The sequence below is a fragment of the Actinoallomurus rhizosphaericola genome, from assembly GCF_024055675.1.
In the GTDB taxonomy this organism is placed as follows: domain Bacteria; phylum Actinomycetota; class Actinomycetes; order Streptosporangiales; family Streptosporangiaceae; genus Actinoallomurus; species Actinoallomurus soli.
In genome coordinates this window covers 276,152-297,827 of the sequence record NZ_JAMXMW010000010.1, presented here as the reverse complement: position 1 = coordinate 297,827, position 21,676 = coordinate 276,152, and the positions used below count along the sequence as shown (strand labels likewise).

The 21,676-nt window shown below is 71.2% G+C and carries 14 protein-coding genes and 2 tRNA genes; 7 read left to right on the top strand and 9 right to left on the bottom strand.

What is annotated here, in order from left to right; genetic code table 11:
* The first annotated feature begins 121 nt into the window (after positions 1-121).
* Together eccCa and NE234_RS23495 are read left to right on the top strand one after the other, a co-directional pair.
* Positions 122-4,138, top strand: coding sequence for a type VII secretion protein EccCa (gene eccCa, locus NE234_RS23500; protein ID WP_252782654.1), 4,017 nt, complete (start codon positions 122-124; stop codon positions 4,136-4,138).
* A 25-nt stretch (positions 4,139-4,163) separates the two neighbouring features.
* The gene (locus tag NE234_RS23495; protein ID WP_252782653.1) at positions 4,164-7,295 is read left to right on the top strand and encodes an NACHT domain-containing protein; all 3,132 of its coding nucleotides are present in this window, start codon (positions 4,164-4,166) and stop codon (positions 7,293-7,295) included.
* 20 nt (positions 7,296-7,315) lie between these two features.
* On the opposite strand, the gene NE234_RS23490 is transcribed toward NE234_RS23495, so the two are convergent.
* The 9 genes from NE234_RS23490 to NE234_RS23450 all read right to left on the bottom strand — a co-directional run bounded on the left by NE234_RS23490 (position 7,316) and on the right by NE234_RS23450 (position 15,223).
* Positions 7,316-7,759 (bottom strand): MarR family winged helix-turn-helix transcriptional regulator, encoded by a 444-nt coding sequence (locus NE234_RS23490; protein WP_252782652.1) that lies wholly within the window; start codon positions 7,757-7,759, stop codon positions 7,316-7,318.
* The gene (locus tag NE234_RS23485; protein ID WP_252782651.1) at positions 7,756-8,175 is read right to left on the bottom strand and encodes an SRPBCC family protein; all 420 of its coding nucleotides are present in this window, start codon (positions 8,173-8,175) and stop codon (positions 7,756-7,758) included. The genes NE234_RS23490 and NE234_RS23485 overlap by 4 nt, the downstream gene beginning before the upstream one ends.
* A 66-nt stretch (positions 8,176-8,241) precedes the next feature.
* Positions 8,242-10,461, bottom strand: a complete 2,220-nt coding sequence (locus tag NE234_RS23480) for a transcriptional regulator (RefSeq protein WP_252782650.1) — start codon at positions 10,459-10,461, stop codon at positions 8,242-8,244.
* A 1-nt stretch (position 10,462) separates the two neighbouring features.
* Positions 10,463-10,536 (bottom strand) — tRNA-Pro (locus NE234_RS23475).
* Positions 10,537-10,580: 44 nt separating this feature from the next.
* Positions 10,581-10,653, bottom strand: a tRNA-Glu gene (locus NE234_RS23470).
* A 45-nt stretch (positions 10,654-10,698) separates the two neighbouring features.
* Positions 10,699-12,096 carry an aldehyde dehydrogenase (NADP(+)) gene (locus tag NE234_RS23465; protein WP_252782649.1) on the bottom strand — a complete coding sequence of 466 codons (1,398 nt, stop codon included), beginning with the start codon at positions 12,094-12,096 and terminating at the stop codon, positions 10,699-10,701.
* On the bottom strand, positions 12,093-13,052 hold the full coding sequence (locus NE234_RS23460; protein WP_252782648.1) for a PH domain-containing protein: 960 nt from the start codon (positions 13,050-13,052) through the stop codon (positions 12,093-12,095). Before NE234_RS23460 ends, NE234_RS23465 begins: the two co-directional genes overlap by 4 nt.
* Before the next feature lie 12 nt (positions 13,053-13,064).
* Entirely contained in the window at positions 13,065-14,069 is a 1,005-nt protein-coding gene (locus tag NE234_RS23455) for a zinc-dependent alcohol dehydrogenase (RefSeq protein ID WP_252782647.1), read from the bottom strand.
* On the bottom strand, positions 14,066-15,223 hold the full coding sequence (locus tag NE234_RS23450; RefSeq protein WP_252782646.1) for a mandelate racemase/muconate lactonizing enzyme family protein: 1,158 nt from the start codon (positions 15,221-15,223) through the stop codon (positions 14,066-14,068). The genes NE234_RS23455 and NE234_RS23450 overlap by 4 nt, the downstream gene beginning before the upstream one ends.
* Positions 15,224-15,449: 226 nt before the next feature.
* Between NE234_RS23450 and chvE the strand changes: the two genes are divergently transcribed.
* The 5 genes from chvE (at position 15,450) to galT (ending at position 21,656) form a co-directional block, all read left to right on the top strand.
* Positions 15,450-16,583 (top strand): multiple monosaccharide ABC transporter substrate-binding protein, encoded by a 1,134-nt coding sequence (chvE, locus tag NE234_RS23445; protein ID WP_305886716.1) that lies wholly within the window; start codon positions 15,450-15,452, stop codon positions 16,581-16,583.
* Positions 16,584-16,712: 129 nt separating this feature from the next.
* Positions 16,713-18,260, top strand: a complete 1,548-nt coding sequence (mmsA, locus tag NE234_RS23440) for a multiple monosaccharide ABC transporter ATP-binding protein (RefSeq protein ID WP_252782645.1) — start codon at positions 16,713-16,715, stop codon at positions 18,258-18,260.
* Positions 18,257-19,501, top strand: a complete 1,245-nt coding sequence (gene mmsB / locus NE234_RS23435) for a multiple monosaccharide ABC transporter permease (RefSeq protein WP_252782644.1) — start codon at positions 18,257-18,259, stop codon at positions 19,499-19,501. Before mmsA ends, mmsB begins: the two co-directional genes overlap by 4 nt.
* A gap of 35 nt (positions 19,502-19,536) precedes the next feature.
* Positions 19,537-20,574, top strand: a complete 1,038-nt coding sequence (locus tag NE234_RS23430) for a LacI family DNA-binding transcriptional regulator (protein WP_252782643.1) — start codon at positions 19,537-19,539, stop codon at positions 20,572-20,574.
* Between the two features lie 32 nt (positions 20,575-20,606).
* A complete protein-coding gene (galT, locus tag NE234_RS23425) occupies positions 20,607-21,656 on the top strand; it encodes a galactose-1-phosphate uridylyltransferase (protein WP_252782642.1) in 1,050 nt (349 codons plus the stop codon).
* Positions 21,657-21,676: the final 20 nt, after the last annotated feature.

Here is a 21,676-nt window from a genome sequence, read left to right as displayed (position 1 = left end):
GCCCGGAAATGACGACCATGGAAGCCGGTGCGTCGCGGGTCGTCCTTTTCTAGAATGGCAGAATCCGTAGCCGTTCGTCAGTGGTTCGCGCCTATGCTCGAGCGCGTCCGGGAGTGATCGCGTGACGAGCACCATCCTCGTACGCCGCAAGGCGCGACGGCCTCGACCTGAGTGGCCGAGCGGCGAATTGTTCCTTGAAGTCCCGCCGGAGCTGCCGAAACGCAGCGGAGCCACATTCCAGAACGCACTGGTCTACGTGGCGCTGGCGGGAGGGTGCACCACCGTGACCCTGCTGCTCATCGACGCCGGCGCCGACCTGCTCCTGAGAATCGCCAACGTCAGCCTCGCCCTGGCCGTGGTGAGCATGGTGGCCTATCAGATCGGTCGCGGCGGTACCGGTGGGACCACGGCGCAGGTGCGGCCGCGGGTCGCCCGCCGCGACTACCTGCGGTATCTCCGAGCGCACCACGAACAGCTCAGCCGGGCGGCGCGCCTGCAGCGAGCGGCGGCGACGTGGCAGAGCCCCGATCCCGCCCGTCTGTGGTCGGTCGTGGCCGGCTCACGGCTGTGGGAGAGACGGCACGGCGACGCCGACTTCGGCGTGGTACGCGTGGGAACCGGACGACAGCCGCTCGCCGTGCGGCTCGTGCCGCCGGAGGTCGCCCCGCTCCAGGCACTGGACCCGGTCAGCGAGGACGCGTTGCGGCGTTTCCTCGATACCCATTCCCACCTGCCGGACCTGCCGATGAACATCTCGACGTCGATGTTCGCCCGGGTGGTCCTCACCGGCGAGCGGGACGCGATATGCGGCATGGTCCGTGCGCTGGTGATGCAGCTCGCGGCGTTCCATCCGCCGACCGATCTGCGGATCTCGGTGTGCGCGTCGAAGGACCGCGTGCCGTACTGGGAGTGGATGAAATGGCTGCCGCACGTCCTCCATCCGACCCTGCGTGACGCGATCGGACCCACGCGGCTCTTCGCGGACGGCCTGACGACGCTGGAACGCCTCCTCGGCGCCGAGCTCACGCAGCGCCCGCCGTTCTCCACGCGTCAGGACCCCACCGGGATACCCCAGCACGTCGTCATTCTGGACGGCGGCGGTGTCGAGCCGGCGGCGATCCTCGCCGCCGAAGGCGTCGCCGGGGTCTGCGTCGTCGACCTCAGCGGCGCGACGAACTGGCCGGACGACGAAACGACGCTTCGGGTGGAGGCCACGTACGAGCGGGCGCGGATCCTGGACCTGCACGGACCCGACGACGTCCAGTGGAAGCCGGATCACGTGGGATTTCCGCAGGCGGAGGCGCTCGCCCGGCAACTCGCCCCGCTTCGGCCGAGTACGACGGGCGTCCTCGGCGAGGGTCCGCTGTCGGCTGGGGGAACGACGCTGCCGGCCCTCCTCGGCATCGGCGGCGCGGAGGCCATCGACCCGGCCGTGCTCTGGCGGCCGCGATCACCCCGGCAGCGACTGCGCGTCCCGATCGGTGTGGGTGAGGACGGCAGGCCGGTCGAGCTGGACCTCAAGGATCCCGCACAGGGCGGTTTCGGCCCGCACGGCCTGTGCATCGGCACGACCGGTTCCGGAAAGTCGGAGTTGCTGCGCACGCTCGTCGTGAGCCTGGCGATGACGCACGCGCCCGAGGCGCTCAACTTCCTGCTCGTCGATTTCCGGGGTGGTGCGACGTTCCGCGGCGTGGAGGGTCTGCCGCACGTCTCGGCCGTCATCACCGGCCTCAATGACGATCTCCCGCTGGTGGACCGCACGTACGAAGCGCTGCAGGGCGAGATGGTGCGGCGCCAGGAGTCGCTGCGGGCCGCCGGGAACTACGCCTCACTGCGCGACTACGAGAACGCGCGCGAGCAGGGCGCGCTGCTCGAACCGATGCCGACCCTGGTGATCGTCTTCGATGAGTTCTCAGAGCTGCTGACCGCCAAGCCGGACTTCATCGAGCTGTTCGTGATGATCGGCCGGCTCGGCCGGTCGCTGGGGGTGCACCTGCTGCTGGCTTCCCAGCGCCTGGAGGAGGGCAAGCTGCGCGGTCTGGACACCCACCTGTCCTACCGCATCGGCCTGCGCACGTTCTCGGCGATGGAGTCGCGGGTCGTGCTCGGCGTTCCCGATGCGTACGAGCTGCCACAGGCGCCCGGTAACGGATACCTGAAGGTCGGCACCGAGGAGATGATCCGGTTCAGGGCGGCGTACGTCTCCGGGGCCTACACACGGGCCGGTGCAGGCGGCCGCGCGCCGGCCGGGCCGCGCGCGGTCGAGCAGATCATGCCGTTCGTCGCGGAAGAGGTCCGCCCGCGGGTCGTCGCGGATCCTCCGCAGGCGGAGCCGGGGGATGGCGAGGACAGCGCGGAGACCTTCCTCGACGTCGCGGTCCGCCGTCTGGCGGGCCAGGGCTCCCCGGCGCGCGCGATCTGGCTGCCCCCGCTGGTCGAATCCGTCACGCTGGACGAGCTGCTGCCCGACCTGCGGGCCACTCCCGAACACGGCTTCACCACGGTGGGATGGGAGCGTCGCGGGCGGCTGCACGCGGCGGTCGGCATCGTCGACCGCCCGTTCGAGCAGCGCCGGGACCCGTTGGTGCTGGACCTGTCCGGGGCGGAAGGCAATGTTGCCGTGGTCGGCGCGCCGCGCAGCGGCTGGGCGACCATGCTGCGCACCCTCATCGCCTCGCTCGCGCTGGAGCATACGCCGCAGGAGGTGCAGTTCTACTGCCTCGCGTTCGGCGGCGGGACACTCCGCTCGCTCGAACGCCTCCCGCACGTCGGCGGTGTCGCGGGGCGCCTCGAGCGGGAGCGCGTACACCGGACGGTGGCCGACGTCGCCAGGCTGCTGGAAGACCGCGAGCGGTACTTCGGCGAACACGGCATCGATGGGATCGCGACCTATCGGAGGATGCGTGCCTCGGGCCAGATCCCCGGTGACGGGTTCGGCGACGTGTTCCTCGTCGTCGAAGACTGGTCCACCGTCCGCAATGAGTTCGAGAACATCGAATCGGCCATCACCGGCCTGGCCGCCCGCGGGCTGGGCTACGGCATCCACGTCATCGCGGCGGCGAACAGGTGGTTGGAGTTCCGGATGAGCATCCGTGACCTGTTCGGGTCACGGCTGGAGTTCCGGCTCGGCGATCCGTACGAGTCGGAGGTCGACCGGAAACTGGCCGCGAACGTCCCCGAGGGACGGCCGGGGCGTGGCCTGACGCGCGAGGGGCTGCACTTCCTCGCCGCGCTGCCGCGCGTCGACGGCCGGTCCAGCGTCGAGGACCTGCCCGACGGGGTGCGGCATCTGGTCGAGACGGTGGCGGGAGCATGGCAGGGCCCGACCGCTCCGGAGGTCCGGATGCTGCCCGCATCGCTGCGGCCGGCGTCCCTGCCGCAGGTGTGGGAGACCGGCCACCGCGTGCCGATCGGGATCGACGAGGACGCCTTGGCGCCCGTCCTGCTCGACTTCGCGGCGGACCCGCATTTCGTGATCTTCGGGGATGCCGAGTGCGGCAAGTCGAACCTGCTGCGGCTCATCGCCGACTCGATCGTCCAGCGCTACACGCCCGAGGAGGCGCGGTTCGTCTTCATCGACTACCGCCGGTCCCTGCTGATGGACGCGGCGGACACCGAGCACCGCATCGGCTATGCGCTGTCGTCGGCGGCCACGGCACAGTTGATCGAAGATGTCCGGGCCGCGCTGACGGAGCGGCTGCCGCCGGCGGGCCTGACCCCGCAACAGCTGCGGGACCGGTCATGGTGGAACGGGCCGGACCTGTTCGTGGTCGTCGACGACTACGAGTTCGTCGCGACACTGTCCGGCAACCCGCTGCTGCCGCTCGCCGAGCTCATCCGGCAGGCCGGTGACATCGGGCTGCATCTCATCATCGCCCGGTCGATCAACGGTGCGTCTCGTGCGCTGTACGACCCCATCATCCAGGCGCTACGCGAGGTGGCCACCCCCGCACTGATCATGTCCGGCCCCCGGGACGAGGGCATGCTGTTCGGCGACGTGCGCCCGCGGGCGCTGCCGCCGGGTCGCGGCACGCTGGTCGATCGCAGGACCGGTGATCGCCTGGTCCAGACGGCCCTCGCCCCCGGAACCGATGCCGACGAGCCCGCGGTCGAGCGAACGCGGCCGTCGAACACCTGACCCACCCCCAGGAGAAAACGCGACGATGCCCCCCAAGGAAAACGGCAACCTGTGGACCGGGCTGCCGAAGGTGGCCTGGCTCGCGACGTTCTTGGTACCGCCGACGGCGGTGGCGGGGATCTGGCGGGACTTCGTCCGGCGGCACTGGGCCACCGCCGCACTCCTGCTCGTCGCCTATTGGCTCGTGCTGACCGTCGGCCGGTTCGTCGCCGGGTTCGTCCGCGATCTGGTCCAGCGCAGGCGGGCATCCTGGCTCGACGGTGCGGACCGCGCCCTGGGCATTCGATTCACCCGGTTCAAGCGCCGCTACCTCGAGCATCTGGCCGGCAGCCTCCGGAAGATCGACCAGAAGGGCCTGACGCGGGCCGGCTTCTACACGCCGGAACTCGATGAGGTCTTCGTCGACGTGAGCCTCGCGCTCCGCGCCCCGAACCGGATTCCCGAAGACCTGCTCGCGGACCCCGTTCCGGAGTCGGCGAAGCGGCGGTCCATCTCCGAGTTCATCGACGCGCCCGACCCCGTGGTCGTCGCGATCGTCGGCGCCCCCGGAAGCGGGAAGACCACCCTCCTGCGCTACACGGCGCGGCGGATCTGCCGCGAGCAGAAGGGCCGGCGCCGTACGGTGCCGATCCTGCTCTTCCTCCGTGACCACGCCGCCTCGCTCGCCGGCGAGGCACGGATCGGGCTGCCCGAGGTGCTGTCCACCACGCTCGGGCGGCTCGCCGACAGCGAGCCGCCCGGCTGGTTCGATCGGCAGCTGCGGGACGGCAACTGCGTCGTTCTCCTGGACGGGCTCGACGAGATCGCCTCTCCGGAGGGCCGGCGCGCCGTGGCCGACTGGATCGAGCGGCAGACGCGCGAGTACCCGAACAACGACTACGTCATCACGTCACGCCCGCGCGGCTATCAGGCCACGCCCGTCGACGGGGCCACGGTTCTGCAGACCCGGAGGTTCACGGACGACCAGATCTCCCGGTTCGTTCATGGCTGGTACATCGCGATCGAACGACATGCTTCCGCCGGAGGGGCCGACGATTTCGTCGCCCGTTCCCGAGAGGGCGCGGAGACGCTCCTCACCCGGCTGCGCGAGTCGCCCAGCATCTATGAGCTGACCGCCAATCCGCTGCTGCTGACGATGGTCGCCAACGTGCACCGGTTCCACGGATTGCTGCCGGGCAGCCGTTCCGACCTGTACGGAGAGATCTGCCAGGTGATGCTCTGGCGGCGGCAGGAGGCGAAGAAACTGCTGGTCGAGCCGCGTGGCCGGCAGAAGGAGATGCTGCTGCGGCTGCTGGCGTACACGATGATGCGCCGCAGGGTGCGCGACCTGACCCGGGACGACTGCCTGGTCATCCTCAGGAGCGCCGTCCGCCGGGTGTCGCGTGAACTGTCCGCGGAGTCGTTCCTGGACGACGTCAGTACGAACGGTCTGCTGATCGAGCGGGAGAACGGCGTCTTCGCGTTCACCCACTTCACGTTCCAGGAGTACCTCGCCGCGGCGCACATCGCGGAGAAGGGAATGATCTCGGTTCTCGTCGAGGCGGTGGACGACGAATGGTGGCAGGAGTGCACTCTGCTCTACGCCGCTCGGGCGGATGTCAGCCCCATCGTGCGGGCGTGCCTGCGGTCGGGCACCACCACCGCGCTGGCTCTGGCGTTCGAATGCGCCGACGAGGGGAACGAGCTGGTCCCCGAGCTGCGTGACGAGCTCAACGCCGTCCTGGACGACACGGGCAGCACTGATCCTCAGCGACGCCGGCTGATCGCGGGGGTCGCGGTGGCGCGGCACCTGCGGCGCATCGTCGTCACCTCTGGCGGTCGCCGCGTTTGCGCGCTGCCCGTCAGCAAGCACATCTACGGGCTCTTCATGCTCGACACCGAGGAGAACCGCGCCCCGGACGGCGATGGATCCGGTGACGTGGTGACCGGTGTCCGCGCGAGCGACACGGCGGCGTTCCTCAACTGGGTTAATCGTCTGTCGGGCAACGAGTCCTTCTACCGGCTGCCGACTCCGGACGAACTGGCCGACAACAAGGTTCAGCGGATCGTCCGCTCGCCGGACGACGCCCGCTGCTACTGGACGCGAACAGGAGAGGGGACGCTCGAACTCTGGGTGCCCGACGGATCGGCGCACCCGGGAACCGTGGACGGTGCGGTGCTGCACGACGACGTGACCGCTGACATATCCGGCAACATCTCCGTCCTGGTCGCGTTGGCCCTCGTACGGGCGAAGTCCACCGCCACCGCGATCCTGCTGCTCTTGGACGCCGCCGCGGACCTCGGTCTCGACAAGGCGCTCGCACGGGCGGTCGACCTCGCGGCGGCGCTGGGCGGCGCGCTGGAGACGGGGCTGATCGGCGCACTCGACATCGGCCTGAACCTTGAGGTCGGGCTGCGCCTGGAGACGCCACGGATCAAGGAGACCGTCGCACACCTGACCGCCGAACTGCCCCCGACGGAACTGCGGGACTTCACCCGCGAACTGGCCCGTGACCTCGTGACGGGCCTGTCGGCCGTCCTCGAACGTGCCGGCAAGGACATGGCGCAGCATCAGGAGGACCTCGCCCGAATCGACAGTGCCCTTCGCGCCGTCGCGTACGACCTGGGCAGGGACGGCCGCCGCTCCGCACCGGGACGGCAGCGCGGCACGCGCCGGCACGCCGGTCACGGCCCCGTCCACGAGCTGTCGGTCGGCCACGCGCTGTCCCGGAGCATCGCGGGGGTGATCGCGTCCCCGTCCGAGGACATCGCCGCCGGCTTCGCGGCCCTGTTCACGGACGTGACCGACGTGGCGGCCGCCGACCACATCGTGTCCCCGGACGAGATGCGGCCGCTCCTCACCCAGAGCGTCGCGGACGTGAAACGGCTGCTGCTGGAGCCGGTGAACCTGCTGCCGTCCACCATGTGGGCCGCCGAGACGGCGGACGCCCTGGAGACGGCAGCGGACCCCGTCTTCGCGCGCGAGCATGAGCTCACCCCGCCGACGGCCACCCGGCTGCGTCTCAGCGCGCTGTGCCTCGCCGTCGAAGCCGACATCAGGGGACAACGTGAGCTGGGCGACCGGTTCAGGTCTCTCGCGGCCGGCGTGACCTGGCTGGAGCGCCGCCGTGACGGTCGTCTGCGGGCGACCGAGGCCATGATCATGGCGAGCGACTGACCGCCTGTCCGCCTGACCGGTCAGGGACTCGTCTCGTCCGGCGGGGCGGCCAGCGGCCTGAGGGCCCGCAGCAGGGCCGCCGGGTCGGGCACCTGGCCGAAGAACTCCGCGTCGGCGGCCTCCACCGCCTCGATCGCCGCCCGCGCCATCTCCGCGCCCCGTTCGGTCACCCGCAGCCGCCGGGCGCGGGTGTCGGCGGGGTCGACCCGGCGTTCGACGAGGCCCTTCTCCTCGAGCCTGCGCACCACCTGCGAGGTCATCTTGATGTCCGTGGCGGCGCGCCGGGCCACGGTGAGCTGGTTCGGCTCCTCGCCCTGGGAGTTGAGCCACCAGGTGGTGGCGAGCAGGACGAACTGCACGTGGGTCAGGTCGAGCGGGGCGAGAGTGGCGGCCATCTCCCGCTGCCAGCGCAGCGTGACCTGCCAGAGCAGGAAGCCCGGGCTCTCGTCGGGACGCAGGCTCATCGGCCCTCGGCCAGCCGGACGAGCGCCGCGACGGTGTCGGGGAAGTCCCCGGTGATCGCCGGGCCGAGCTCCGGACCGACCTGGTCGGCGGCGGGCCCGTCGATCTCCGTGCGGTAGACGATGCGGGTCCGCCCGTTCCCGAGCGGCTCGACGCGGTGCACCGTGGTGACGGTGAAGTCGCCGGCGTCCATCTGGTCCACGAACAGCGCGTTCTCCTCCACCTCGACGATCTCCAGCACGACCGGCTCGTCGCCGGGCGGCGTCATGGTGATCCGCGACCCGACCGCGAACGGCCCGTCGATCTCGACCTTCTCGATCTCGGCGTTCCACGCGCCCCAGCCGGGCACGTCGGCCCACAGCCGCCACACCGCCTCGGGGGAGGCGACCGTCTCGGCGGTGTGCTCGTACTCCCACATGACCGTGCTCCGTTCGTCAGGGTGATGATCGGAGCTTAGTCTGCGCAGAGATGATCTGTCCACCCATCAAGTCCGCATCCAGTGGCCGTTCGCGCTCCAGCCCGTGAGGCGGCGGGCGTTCGGGGCGCTGTCGTCGTCCAGGCGGCCGCCGACCAGCACGTGCCGCAGCCCGGCGAGCACCGGCGCGAGCCGGCGTACGACGTGCTCCGGGTGGCGCCGGGCCTCCTCCTGGATTCCGGCGATGACGGTGATCTGGTCCGCCAGACCGCACAGCGACAGGAAGAAGACCACCTGCCGCCACGCGTACGCGGCGTCCTTGATCATGCCGAGCGGGCGCCGGTTCCCCTCCACCTGGGCGACGCGGCGGCACACGGTCGTGAACGCGCGGCGCGCGAGGTCCGCCCAGCCCCCGGCCGGGTCGACGCCGACCGGGTGGACGAGCGCGGCGAGGTTGTGCGTCGTCAGGATCTGCGCCTGCTCGATGACCATGCCGTTGGCCGCGACCCACGAGCCCTCCGCCGGGCTCCCGGCCCGCCCCCGGCACACCGCCGCGAACCGGTCCGGCTCGGTGAGGCCGCGGACCGCCGCGTAGTCGATCCCGTAGTACCGCTCGTACAGCGTGCCCTCCAGCACGTCCGCGGCCAGCCGGGCGGCCCGCCCGAACTTCGGGGAGAACGTCCCCATGAAGATGTCGGCGGCCAGCTCTTCGGTGAACGGCACGTCGAGACCCGCGTCCCGGGCCAGTGCGGACAGCTCCTGGATCAGGGGGTTCGGCAGGATCGTCCCCGGGAAGCCCTGCAGCGCGAGCTCCCCGAGCCGTACGAGGGCGGTCCGCGCGGGCCCGCCGCCCGTGGCCGTCGAGCGGTACCGCGCCACCGCGCGGACCCAGGGCAGCTCCTCCAGCCGTACCTGGCTCCGCAGGTTCAGCAGGAGCAGGGACCGCCGGTTGCGGAAGGCGCGGTAGACGGCCGTCATCAGCGTGCGCAGCGCGGTGTCCTCGTACGCCTCGGCGGTCGTCACCGCGACCAGCTGGGGGACGAGCTCGGCCAGTACTTCGGCGGACGGGACGAGGCCGCGCTCGACCAGGGTGGCGATCGGGGCGCTGAGCGCCCGCTCGACGATCCGCCGCAGCGCGCCCGGAACCTCGGCGCCCGCAGGCGCGCCCGTACGGGACTCCTTCTCGGTCACCGGCCGGAGCACCTCGTCGACCGAGGGCAGGCCGGTGTCCGGCGGCAGGTCCGCCAGGCGCGCGACGAGTACCTGGGCCAGGGCGTGCAGGGCGGGACGGGAGGCGTTGACGGCCTGGGCCGTACGGAGCGCGACGTGCTCCGCCGATCCGGGGACGCCGCGACGGCGGACCATCGAGTCGACCGCGTGCTGCAGCAGCCCGCGCCGCCGCGGGTCGAGGCCGCGCCCGGCGACCCTCTCCTCCAGCGCGGCGCGCAGGATCGCGAGGTTCTCCTTGGGGCGGCGGTGCTTCGTACACAGGGTGTGGACGGCCGCGAGGTCCCGGTACCGCGCGAGCAGAGCCGCCCCGCGCTCCCGCCAGCCGTCGGGCTCGGTGCTCCCGACCCGGCCGGCCTCGACCGTCTCCAGCCAGTGCGTCAAGAGCTCGTCGGCGAAGGGGTTCCAGACGGTGAGCGCCTCGTTCATCGTCGCGACGGCGTGGTTCGGGCGGCGGCCGTCGAGGGTGTCGCGGACCTCGCCGACCGTCTCGCGGTGCACGACCGCACCGCCCGGCGGCCGCGCGGCGGCCGGGCGCGGGGCGAACCGCAGCCGGTCGGCGAACGGGTGGATCGTCTCCAGCAGCGTGAGCGCGGCGAGCCGGTCGCCCGCCCGCAGCAGCCATGCCACCGTGAGCAGCGCCGCCTCCTCCGGCAGGGTGACGTCGTACGCGCCGCCGTCCAGCAGCGCGTACAGCTCGGTCAGGCCCGCGTCGGTGAGGTGGTGGCGGAACAGCGCGTACCGGTCGGCGGGCACGCCGGCCCGGCGCGCGGTCTCGACCTCGTGCGGCAGCAGCGGCCCGCCGGCGGCGGCCGCACCGGTGGCGAAGCCGCCGCGGACGACCTCTGGCGTGACCCAGGCCGGGAACCCGGCGACGGGCGTGCGCGAACCGACCGTCACGGTGCCGTCCGCCATGCCGGTCAGCACCCGCTCCCAGCGGCGCACGCGCTCCTCCGCGCGCCGCCGGGTCTCAGGGTCCTCGTGACCCGACGCGGTCGTGAACGCCTTGGCCAGCTGCCGGGAGGGATACCCGGCGCCGACGCGAACCTCGGGAGGAACCATGCCGGCGTGGCGGGTACCGCCCCCGCGCCCTCCGGGTCCCAAGCCCGGTGCTCTGCCTGACTGAGCTACACGCCGATCGCCGCCTCAGCGTAGGAGCCGCACGCGACAACGGAACACCGCCGGCGTGGCGGGTGCCGCCCCCGCGCCCTCCGGGATGAGAGCCCGGTGCTCTGGCTGCTGAGCTACACGCCGATTTCCCGGAGGGTACGGGCGGGGGATCACGTCGGCAACGGAATATCAGCGCACGGTCGGCGGGAGCAGCTCGTCCGGCAGGCCCTGGAAGCAGACCGGGACCTGGAAGCGGCGGATCGCGGCCGTGCCGACCGAGGTGTGCAGCGGCGACGTCGTCGCGGGCCAGGGGCCGCCGTGGTGCATCGCGTGGTTGACCGCGACGCCGGTGGGCCAGCCGTTGTAGACGATCCGGCCGACGTGCCGGGCCAGTTCGGCGACGAGGCCGCGCGCCAGGTCGGCGTCGGACGGCTCGGCGTGCAGGCTCGCGGTGAGCGAGCCCGGCACGGCGGCCGCGGCCGCGCGCAGCTCCTCCTCCGAGGAGTACTCGATGATGATCGAGGTCGGGCCGAAGCACTCCTCGGTCAGCTCGGGCCGCGCCGCGAACTCCTCGGCGGTCACCGCGAACAGGCGCGCGCCCGCGCTCTCCGCCACGGTCCGGGTCTCGCCCGCGATGCGCTCGACCCCGGCGCGGAACCCGTCGGTGATCTGCGGCGTCAGCAGGGACGGCGCCGCGACGGCCGCGACCGCCTCGGACAGCACCGGCTCCAGGCCGTGCCCGGCGGGCAGGAACAGCAGGCCCGGCTTCGTGCAGAACTGCCCGGACCCGAGCGTGAACGACCCGACGTAGCCGCGCGCGATCTCCTCGCCGCGGGCGGCGACGGCCGCCTCGGTGACGAAGACCGGGTTGATGCTGCCCAGCTCCCCGTAGAACGGGATCGGGTCCGGGCGGCTCGCGGCGGCGTCGAACAGCGCGCGTCCGCCGCGTACCGATCCGGTGAAGCCGGCGGCCTTGACGTTCGGGTCGTTGATCAGGGCCATGCCCGCCTCGAACCCGTGCACGAGCGCGAACATCCCCTCGGGCGCGCCCGCCTTGGCGAGGGCCTCGGTGATGATCTCGGCGGTACGGGCGGAGGTGCGCGGGTGGCCGGGGTGGGCCTTGACGATGACCGGGCAGCCGGCCGCCCAGGCCGACGCCGTGTCGCCGCCCGCGACCGAGAAGGCGAACGGGAAGTTGCTCGCGGCGTACACCGCGACCGGGCCGATCGGCAGCAGCCCCCGGACGAATCCGGGCTCGGCGGTGTCCCGCTGGAAGCCCTCCCCGCGCGCCTCGCCCGCCAGCAGGCGCAGCTGCCCGGTGGTACGTTCCACCTCGCCGCTCAGGCGGGTGGTGCCGAGCGCGGTCTCGGCGTCGGCGAGCGGCACGAGCTCGCCGGCGGCGGCCTCCAGGGCGTCGGCGACGGCCTCCAGCAGCGCGGCCCGGTCGGCCAGCGGCAGCTCCGCGAGGGGGCGCGCGGCCTTCGCGGCGGCGGCGCCCAGCTCGGCGACCGTCTCGGGGGAGGTCTCCGGCACGCCCGGCTCCAGGCGTTCTCCGGTCCGGGGATCGACTCCGTACAGCAGCGTCATCGCAGGTCTCCGTCGGTGGGGAAGCGGTTCAGGGTGCCGGGCAGGCGGGAGCCGAGCGGGGACATGCCGCCGTCGGCGCCGAGACGCTCCAGGATGTCCAGCGTCAGGCGGCCCCGGTGGACGCGCTCCCGCATGGCGTTGACGGCCAGGTCGCGCAGGTGGCGGCCGACCGGGTAGATGCCGGGCATGTTGCGCAGCCCGAACTTCAGGTAGATCGGCGCGCCGCAGCGGATCAGCTCGGCCGCGTCGTACAGCCGGACGAACCCGCCGAGGTCGTCGGGCGCCTCGACGTAGAAGTCCATCGGCGCGGCGCTCTGCGCGCGCAGCTCGGCGATCTGCCCGATGGTCAGGTCGCTGGGCACGTTGATGGAGTCGCCGCCGAGCTTCTCCCAGATCGCGTACGCGGCCGGGTTGACCGGGCCGACCAGCGCCGACACCTTGAAGGTGACGTCGGCGGGGAGCACGCCGGCCGCGCGCAGCCGGTGCAGCGTCCACAGCACGCCCTCGTCGGCGACGAGCAGGCAGCGGACGCCGAGGGCGACGGCGCGCTCGGCCTCCTCGACGCACTGGGCGAGCTGGTCGCGGCCGCGGGCGCGCGGCCCGGAGCCGCCGGAGGACGCCTTCACGCCGCCGCCGACGTCCCAGGTGCCGCGCGGGCCGACGAACAGGCACAGCTCGATGTGGCGCTCCTCGCACGCCTTGACCATCTCGGTGATCTCGGCGTCGGTGAGCATCCAGATGCCGCTGCCCTGGCTGATGCGGTGGACCGGCACCTCCAGACGTTCGCTCTCCTCCAGCGCGGCGGCCAGCACCTCCGGCCCCTCGCAGGAGGGCAGTTCGGTGCGCCAGCTCCCGCCGTCGGGGAACCGGGCCTCCGAGGCGGCGGGGGCGCCGCTGCGGGCGGGCATGCCGAGCCGGTCGAGCAGGTGCTCACCGGGATACCGGGAAACGCTCATTCTGGGGTACTCCTAGGGCTTCAGGATGATCTTGCCGACGTCGTCGCCGCCCCGGCCGAGCAGCGCCACCGCTTCGGGGTAATCCTCCAGCGGCAACTCGTGTGTGACCAGGGGGCCGAGGTCGAGCAATCCGGCGGTGAACGCCCGTACGGCGTGCGCCCAGGCCGCCGACGAGGCGCCGAACACGCTGGTGATGGTCAGCTGACGGCCGACGATCATGGATGGGGACAGCATCTCCGGTTTCACGCCGGGGATCCCGGTCAGCACCAGCCGGCCGCCCTTGCGCACCTGCCGGGCGGCGGCCGCCGCCGAGTCGCGGGCGCCCGCGGTCTCCACGACGACGTCGAGGTCGAGCTCGCCGAGCTCGTCCGGGTGGAAGTAGGCCGTCGCGCCGCCCGCCCGCGCGACCGGCTCGCGGCCGGCGCGCGGGTCGCTGACGACGAGCTCGGCGGGGGACGAGGCGGCCAGCAGCTGGATCGTGAGCAGCCCGAGGGTGCCCGCGCCGACCACGCCGACCCGCTCGCCGGGCAGCGGCGCGGCGCGGAGCACGGCGGCGGCCGCGACCGCCGCCGGTTCGAGCAGCACGGCGGCCCGCAGGTCGGTGCCCGGCGGCAGCGGGTGCAGCAGCCGCGCGGGCACGATCAGGTGGTCGGCGAACGCGCCGGGCCGGGTGAACCCGATCTCGTCGTAGCCGGCGTGGCACAGGTTCGTGTCGCCCTCGCGGCAGCGGACGCAGGTCTGGCAGCTGACGAAGCCCTCACCGACCGTCGGCAGGCCGATGAGCGCCGGGTCGACGCCGGGGCCGACGTCCGCGACCGTCCCCGACCACTCGTGGCCGGGGACGATGGGGAACGTGCGGTACGCCTCGGGACGGCCGCCCTCGTACAGCTCGCGGTCGCTGCCACAGATGCCGGCGGCGGCGACGCGGACGAGGACCTCGCCCGCGCCGGGCGTGGGCACTTCTCCCTTGACCAGCCGGTGCCGGCCCGGCTGCTCCAGGAGAACGGACCTGCTCACTTGGTCCGAGCCGGGTCGCGGAAGTGCCAGTCCTCTTTGAACAGGTTGAAGTTGGCCTGCTGGCGGGGGAACTCGGCCAGCGCGTCCAGGTCGAGCTCGACGCCGAGGCCGGGGGCCTCGGGCAGCGAGAAGTACCCGTCGACGACCTCGGGCAGGCCGGGGGCCACGCCCTTGATCGCCGAGTCGGCGAAGTCGTTGAAGTGCTCCTGGATCTTGAAGTTCGGCGTGCAGGCCGCCAGGTGCAGGTTCGCCGCGGTGAGCACCGGGCCGCCGACGTTGTGCGGGGCGATGAGGGTGTAGTGCGTCTCGGCGGTGGCCGCGAGCTTGCGGGTCTCCAGGATGCCGCCGATGTGGCCGACGTCGGGCTGGATGATGTCCACGGCCTGCGACTCGAACAGCTCGCGGAACTCGATCCGGTCGTGGATCCGCTCGCCGGTGGCGATCGGCAGGTCGGTGTGCGCGGAGACCTTGGCGAGGGCCTTGAGGTTCTCCGGCGGGCAGGGCTCCTCGAGCCAGCTCGGGTTGAACGGCGCGAGCAGGCCGGCCAGCCGGATCGCGGTCGCCGGGGAGAACCGGCCGTGCATCTCGACGAGCAGCTCGGCCTCGGGGCCGATGGCGTCGCGGACGGCCTCGACGAGGCTCACCGCGCGCATCGTGTCGGCGTAGTCGAGCTCCATCGTGCCGGTGCCGAACGGGTCGAACTTCAGCGCCTTGTAACCGCGCTCGATGACCTTCTTGGCCGCGTCGTGGAAGGCCTCGGGCGTGAGGTCGACGGTGTACCAGCCGTTGGCGTACGCCTTGATCTTGTCGCGGACCTTGCCGCCCAGCAGGCGCCAGACCGGCTGGCCGAGGGCCTTGCCGACGATGTCCCAGCAGGCCATCTCGACGCAGGCGATGCCCGACATCACGATCTCGCCGGCCCGGCCGTAGTCGCCGTACTTCATCCGGTGGACGAGGTCCTCGATGTCGAACGGGTCGGAGCCCTTGATGTGGTTGATCTCCGCCTCGGCGAGGTAGCCGATGAGCGCGTCGGTGTGGCTCAGCATCCGTGCCTCACCGACACCGGTGAGCCCCTCATCGGTATGGACCTGAACGAACGTCAGGTTGCGCCAGGGCGTGCCGGCGACGTGTGTCGAGATTCCGGTGATGCGCATGTGAAGCAACGCTCCTCGTGGTACGGGCCGGAGGCAGGGCCGCGATGACCTCCCGGGAGCCGGATGTTACCGGTCACATGGACAAAGTCAATGGGTGAGCTGCGGTCTGGGCGTTGCCGAATCGTGTCTTGACAGGGGATTTGTGACCGGTAACACTCCCGTCACAGCAGTGGGAAACCAGGCCGTAATACCGGCGTAACCGCCCAGCCCCCACCCAAGGTGAGACATGAAGATCACAAGAATGGCCACGATGGCCACGGGCCTGTTCATGGCCCTCAGCGTGACCGCGGCGTGCGGTTCCAGCACCAAGACCGTCGACAAGAAGGGCACCGACGCCGGCTCGGTCAAGGGCGCGCTGATCGGCGTGACCATGCCGACCAAGTCCTCCGAGCGGTGGATCCACGACGGGGACAACCTCAAGTCCTCGCTGGAGAAGCTGGGCTACAAGGTCGACCTGCAGTACGCCGAGAACGACATCCCCACCCAGGTCAACCAGGTCGAGAACCAGATCACCCGGGGCGCCAAGCTCCTGATCATCGCCTCGATCGACAACAAGTCCCTCAGCACGCAGCTGCAGGAGGCGGCCGACAAGCACATCCCGGTCATCGCCTACGACCGGCTGCTCCTCAAGTCGCCGAACGTCGACTACTACGCGACCTTCGACAACTACAAGGTCGGCGTCCTGCAGGCGACGGCCCTCCTCACCGGCCTCGGCCTGAAGAAGGAGGACGGCTCCGACGGCACCGCCAAGGGCCCGTTCAACATCGAGCTCTTCGCCGGCTCCCCCGACGACAACAACTCGTCGTACTTCTGGAACGGCGCGATGGACACCCTGAAGCCCTACATCCAGAAGGGCACGCTGGTCGTCAAGAGCAAGGAGACGGACTTCAAGACCGCCGCGATCCTGCGCTGGGACCCCGCCACCGCGCAGAAGCGCATGGAGGACCTGATCACCAAGGCCTACACCGGTGGCACGAAGGTCAACGGCGTGCTCTCCCCGTACGACGGCCTGTCGATCGGCATCCTGTCCGCCCTCAAGAGCGCCGGCTACGGCACCTCCGGCCAGCCGTACCCGGTCGTGACCGGCCAGGACGCCGAGCTCGCCTCGGTCAAGTCGATCCTCAAGGGTGAGCAGTACTCCACCGTCTACAAGGACACCCGCCAGCTCGCCGCGGTGACCGTCAAGATGGCCGACACCGTCCTCAAGGGCGGCAAGCCCGAGGTGAACAACACCAAGGACTACAACAACGGCGTCAAGGTCGTCCCGTCGATGCTGCTCCAGCCGGTTCTGATCTTCAAGGACAACGTCCAGAAGAACCTCGTCGACACCGGCTACTACACCCAGCAGCAGCTGCAGTAGCGGATCGAGGGCGGGCGGCACCGCGGTGCCGCCCGCCTGGCGTCACATGAAGGGCCATGCCATGACCGAGCGGAGCGAGGGAATCATCAGAAGCAGCACCTTGGTCATGGGGCCGACGAAGGAGGTTCCATGACCGACGACGCGATTCTGCGGATGAGCGGCATCACCAAGACGTTCCCCGGCGTCAAGGCGCTGCAGGACGTGAACCTGGTGGTGCGACGCGGCGAGATCCACGCGATCTGCGGTGAGAACGGCGCGGGCAAGTCCACCTTGATGAAGGTGCTGTCCGGCGTCTACCCGCACGGCTCGTACGAGGGCGAGATCCACTTCGACGGCGAGCTCTGCCGCTTCTCCGGCATCCGCGACAGCGAGAAGCACGGCATCGTCATCATCCACCAGGAGCTCGCGCTCAGCCCGTACCTGTCGATCGCCGAGAACATCTTCCTCGGCAACGAGCGGGTCCACCGGGGCCTCATCGACTGGAACAAGACGAACGCCGACGCCGCCGAGCTGCTCGCCCGCGTCGGCCTGGACGAGAACCCCGTCACGCCCTCGATGGACCTCGGCGTCGGCAAGCAGCAGCTCGTGGAGATCGCCAAGGCGCTGTCCAAGGACGTGAAGCTGCTGATCCTCGACGAGCCGACGGCCGCCCTGAACGACTCCGACTCCGAGCACCTGCTCGACCTGCTGCGCGGCCTGCGCGACCAGGGCATCACCTGCGTGATCATCAGTCACAAGCTCAACGAGATCAAGGCGATCGCGGACTCGACGACCATCCTGCGCGACGGCCGCACGATCGAGACCCTCGACATGGAGAAGGACCTCGTCACCGAGGACCGCATCATCTCCGGCATGGTGGGCCGCGACCTCGAGCACCGCTACCCCGAGCACGAGCCGAACATCGGCGAGGAGTTGCTGCGGATCGAGGACTGGACCGTGCGCAGCCCGACCCAGCACGAGCGTCTCGTCGTGTCCGGCGCGAACCTCATGGTGCGGCGCGGTGAGATCGTCGGCCTGGCCGGCCTGATGGGCGCCGGCCGTACGGAGCTGGCGATGAGCGTGTTCGGCCGCAGCTACGGCGTCGGCATCACCGGCCGCATCTACAAGGACGGCAAGGAGATCCGCGTCAAGTCGGTCCGTGACGCCATCCGGCACGGCATCGCGTACGCCACCGAGGATCGCAAGCGGTACGGCCTCAACCTCATCGAGGACATCAAGCGGAACATCTCGACGGCGGGGCTGCGCAAGCTCGCCAAGCGCGGCTGGGTCAACGAGAACGAGGAGGCCCACGTCGCCGAGCGCTACCGCAAGAACATGAACATCAAGGCGCCGACCGTCGCGGCGGTCACCGGCAAGCTGTCCGGTGGCAACCAGCAGAAGGTCGTGCTGTCCAAGTGGATGTTCACCGACCCGGACGTGCTGATCCTCGACGAGCCGACCCGCGGCATCGACGTCGGCGCGAAGTACGAGATCTACTCGATCATCAACGAGATGGCCGACCAGGGCAAGGCCGTGCTGGTCATCTCCTCGGAGCTGCCCGAGCTGCTCGGCATCTGCGACCGCATCTACGCGATGTCGGCCGGACGCATCACCGGTGAGGTCTCCCGCGCGGAGGCCACCCCCGAGCGGCTGATGCAGTACATGACCCGTTACGACGAGGAGCAGGTAGTTTCATGAGCAGCGTGGCACCGGCCCGCTCGGACAAGAGCGAGGCGTCGCCCCCGTCGCGGGGCGTCGCCGACCGGATCTTCTCCGTCAACCTGCGGCAGAACGGCATCTATGTCGCGTTCGCGCTGATCGTTGCGCTGTTCGCGATCCTCACGCACGGGGACCTGCTCTCGCCGGAGAACATGTCCAACGTCCTCGTGCAGAACTCCTACATCCTGATCCTCGCGATCGGGATGATCCTCATCATCATCGCCGGGCACATCGACCTGTCCGTCGGCTCGGTCGTCGCGGTCACCGGTGCGATCTCCGCGGTGCTGATGGTGAACCACCACATGGCCTGGCCGCTCGCCGTCGTGCTCACCCTCATCGCGGGCGCGATCATCGGCGCGTGGCAGGGCTACTGGATCGCCTACTTCGAGATCCCCGCGTTCATCGTGACGCTGGCCGGCATGCTCGTCTTCCGCGCCCTCACCCTCACCGTCCTGGGCAACCAGGGCATCGGGCCGTTCCCCGACCAGGTGCGGACGCTCGCCAACGGCTTCCTGCCCGGCTACTTCGGCAACGTCGGCCTGGGCGCGCTCGGCGGCGCCGACCTGTTCACGCTGATCCTCGGCGTGATCGCCGTGGTCGGCATCGTGGGCACCCAGTGGCGGGCCCGGCAGGGACGCGCCGGCTACGGCCAGAAGGTCGAGGCGCTGCCGCTGTTCGTCGTGAAGATGGCGCTCGCGGCGCTGGTCGTGATGTTCATCGTCGTGCAGCTCGCGCGGTTCAAGAACCTGCCGGTCGTGCTGATCATCCTGACGGTCCTCGTCCTCGGGTACACCCTCGTCACCACCCGCGCGGTGTTCGGCCGGCACGTGTACGCCATCGGCGGCAACCTCCAGGCCGCCCGGCTGTCCGGCATCAAGACCAAGTCCGTGGTGTTCTGGCTGTTCGTCAACATGGGCGTGCTGGCCGCGCTGGCCGGCGTCATCTTCGCCGGTCGCCTCAACCAGGCCGGCCCGACCGCCGGCACCAACTTCGAGCTGGACTCGATCGCGGCGGCGTTCATCGGCGGCGCGGCGGTGCAGGGCGGCGTCGGCAAGGTGGTCGGCGCGATCACCGGTGGTCTCATCATGGCCGTGATCAACAACGGCATGTCGCTGCTCGGCGCGCCGAGCGAGCGGGTCATGCTGATCAAGGGCCTGGTGCTGCTGGCCGCCGTCGCGTTCGACATCTGGACCAAGCGCCGCGCCGGCGCCTCCCGGTAAGAGCCGGGACGCCACCGAAAAATAGGATCGGTTCCATGACCGCAGACCCCGAGGAGCGGGGCGACGCGCGGGTCACCACCCGCCCCGGCCTCCGGGATGTGGCCAGGCTCGCCGGGGTGTCGCACCAGACCGTGTCCCGGGTCTTCCAAGGTCACCCACGGGTGACCGCGGAGACCCGGGCCAAGGTCCTGGCCGCCGCCGCCCAGCTGGACTTCCGGCCCAACGCCTTCGCTCGCGCGCTGGCCACCGGCCGGTCGCGCACGCTCGGCGTGGTCAGCTTCGACGCGACCCTGTTCGGGCCGGCGTCGATGATCAGCGAGATCGAGCGCTGCGCACGGGAGGCCGACTACTTCACCAGTGTCATCGCGCTGCAGTCGGCCAGCCAGCGGTCCATCTCCGCGGCGGCCGAGCGGCTGCGCGGGCAGGGTGTGGACGGGCTCATCGTGATCCCCGGGCACGTCCCGCTGACGCAGACGACGCAGCACCTGCCGGCCGACCTCCCCGTCGTCGTGATGGAGAGTGAGACGGTCGTCCCGTCGGTCGGGGTCGACCAGTACACCGGGCCGAAGGCGGCGACGCGCTACCTCCTCGACCTCGGCCACCGCACCGTGCACCACCTGCCCGGCCCGATGTCGTGGCTGGAGGCGCGCGAGCGCGCCCGTGGCTGGCGCGACGCGCTCACCGAGGCCGGCGCGCCGGTGCCGCCGACCATCCCGGGCGACTGGAGCGCCGGATCCGGGTACGACCGGGGCCTGGTGCTCGCCGCCGACCCGGACATCACGGCGATATTCGCCGCCAACGACCAGAACGCCCTCGGCGTGCTGCGCGCCCTGCACGAGGCGGGCCGCCGGGTGCCGGACGACGTCAGCGTCATCGGCTTCGACAACATCCCCGAGGCCGCGTACTTCATCCCGCCGCTCACCACGATCCGGCAGGACTTCGCCGCCGTGGGCCGGTCCAGCGTGAGCCTGCTGCTGGAGCAGATCGAGAGCGGCCGCCGCAGCGACAAGAAGATAATCATCTCGACCGAACTGGTCAGCCGCAGCAGTGCCGGGCGGCCTCCCGCCCGGTGAACCCCGTGCCCGGTATCCCTGAGAGGAAGACGATGTCCGCCCATGCCGTCACCGCGTCCGCCGCTCGCACGTCCGTGCGGCTCGCGGACGGACGAGAGATCATCTACTTCGACGACGTGCCCGGGTTGGACCGTTCCGCGCCCGATCGGCGGGACCTGCCGCCGTACGAGCCCGCCGCCGAACTCCGCTACGACGTGCTGCAGGGCGAGGAGGTCCTCGTCGCCGCGCACCGGCAGAACCGCACGTATCAGCCCGCGCCCGGCGAGTGCCCGCTCTGCCCCTCCCACGGCGACCGCCTCAGCGAGATCCCGGCCGACGACTACCACGTCGTGTCGTTCGAGAACCGCTTCCCCTCGCTCGGCGGACCGGCCGGCGGCCGCTGCGAGGTGCTCTGCTTCACCAGCGACCACGACGGGTCCTTCGCCACGCTCCCGCCCGAACGCCTCGCCACCGTCGGCCGCGCCTGGGCCGACCGCACGGCGGACCTCGGCGCCCGTGCGGACGTGGAGTACGTCTTCGTCTTCGAGAACCGCGGCGCGGCGATCGGCGCGACCCTGCCGCACCCGCACGGCCAGATCTACGCCTTCCCGTACGTCCCGCCGGTCCCGCGCCGCATGCTGGCCGCCGCCGAGCGGTTCCGCGCGGAGCAGGGCCGGTGCCTGATGTGCGACGTCGTCGCCCGCGAGGCCGCCGGGCCGCGCGTCGTCGCCGAGACCGACGGCTTCCTCGCGTACGTCCCGGAGGCCGCCCGCTGGCCGTACGAGGTGTACGTCGCCCCGCGCGCCTGCGTGCCCGACCTGCCCGCCCTGGAGGCGGCCCGGCGCGACGAGCTGATGGGGCTGTACGCCGACGTGCTGCGCCGCTTCGACGCCCTGTACGAGCACACGACGCCGTACATGGCCTGCTGGTACCAGGCGCCCGCGAGGGCCTCGCGCGACGCGGCCCACCTGTGCGCCCGGATCTACACGCCGCAGCGCACCGCCGACAAGCTCAAGTTCCTGGCGACGAGCGAGACCGGCGGCGGCGCGTACATCAACGACGTCCTCCCGGAGACCGCCGCCGCCCGCCTCCGCGAACTGTGAGCCTGCGAAGGCGATTCGTC

Excerpts from the sequence above, each read along its gene's own strand:
- NE234_RS23465 (WP_252782649.1), bottom strand. The coding sequence starts at position 12,096 with ATGACGCTGCTGTACGGAGTCGATCCCCGGACCGGAGAACGCCTGGAG.
- NE234_RS23450 (WP_252782646.1), bottom strand. The coding sequence starts at position 15,223 with ATGCGCATCACCGGAATCTCGACACACGTCGCCGGCACGCCCTGGCGC.
- mmsA (WP_252782645.1), top strand. The coding sequence starts at position 16,713 with ATGACCGACGACGCGATTCTGCGGATGAGCGGCATCACCAAGACGTTC.
- NE234_RS23480 (WP_252782650.1), bottom strand. The coding sequence starts at position 10,461 with ATGGTTCCTCCCGAGGTTCGCGTCGGCGCCGGGTATCCCTCCCGGCAG.
- NE234_RS23495 (WP_252782653.1), top strand. The coding sequence starts at position 4,164 with ATGCCCCCCAAGGAAAACGGCAACCTGTGGACCGGGCTGCCGAAGGTG.
- galT (WP_252782642.1), top strand. The coding sequence starts at position 20,607 with ATGTCCGCCCATGCCGTCACCGCGTCCGCCGCTCGCACGTCCGTGCGG.
- NE234_RS23485 (WP_252782651.1), bottom strand. The coding sequence starts at position 8,175 with ATGTGGGAGTACGAGCACACCGCCGAGACGGTCGCCTCCCCCGAGGCG.
- NE234_RS23490 (WP_252782652.1), bottom strand. The coding sequence starts at position 7,759 with ATGAGCCTGCGTCCCGACGAGAGCCCGGGCTTCCTGCTCTGGCAGGTC.
- NE234_RS23430 (WP_252782643.1), top strand. The coding sequence starts at position 19,537 with ATGACCGCAGACCCCGAGGAGCGGGGCGACGCGCGGGTCACCACCCGC.
- chvE (WP_305886716.1), top strand. The coding sequence starts at position 15,450 with ATGAAGATCACAAGAATGGCCACGATGGCCACGGGCCTGTTCATGGCC.
- mmsB (WP_252782644.1), top strand. The coding sequence starts at position 18,257 with ATGAGCAGCGTGGCACCGGCCCGCTCGGACAAGAGCGAGGCGTCGCCC.
- NE234_RS23460 (WP_252782648.1), bottom strand. The coding sequence starts at position 13,052 with ATGAGCGTTTCCCGGTATCCCGGTGAGCACCTGCTCGACCGGCTCGGC.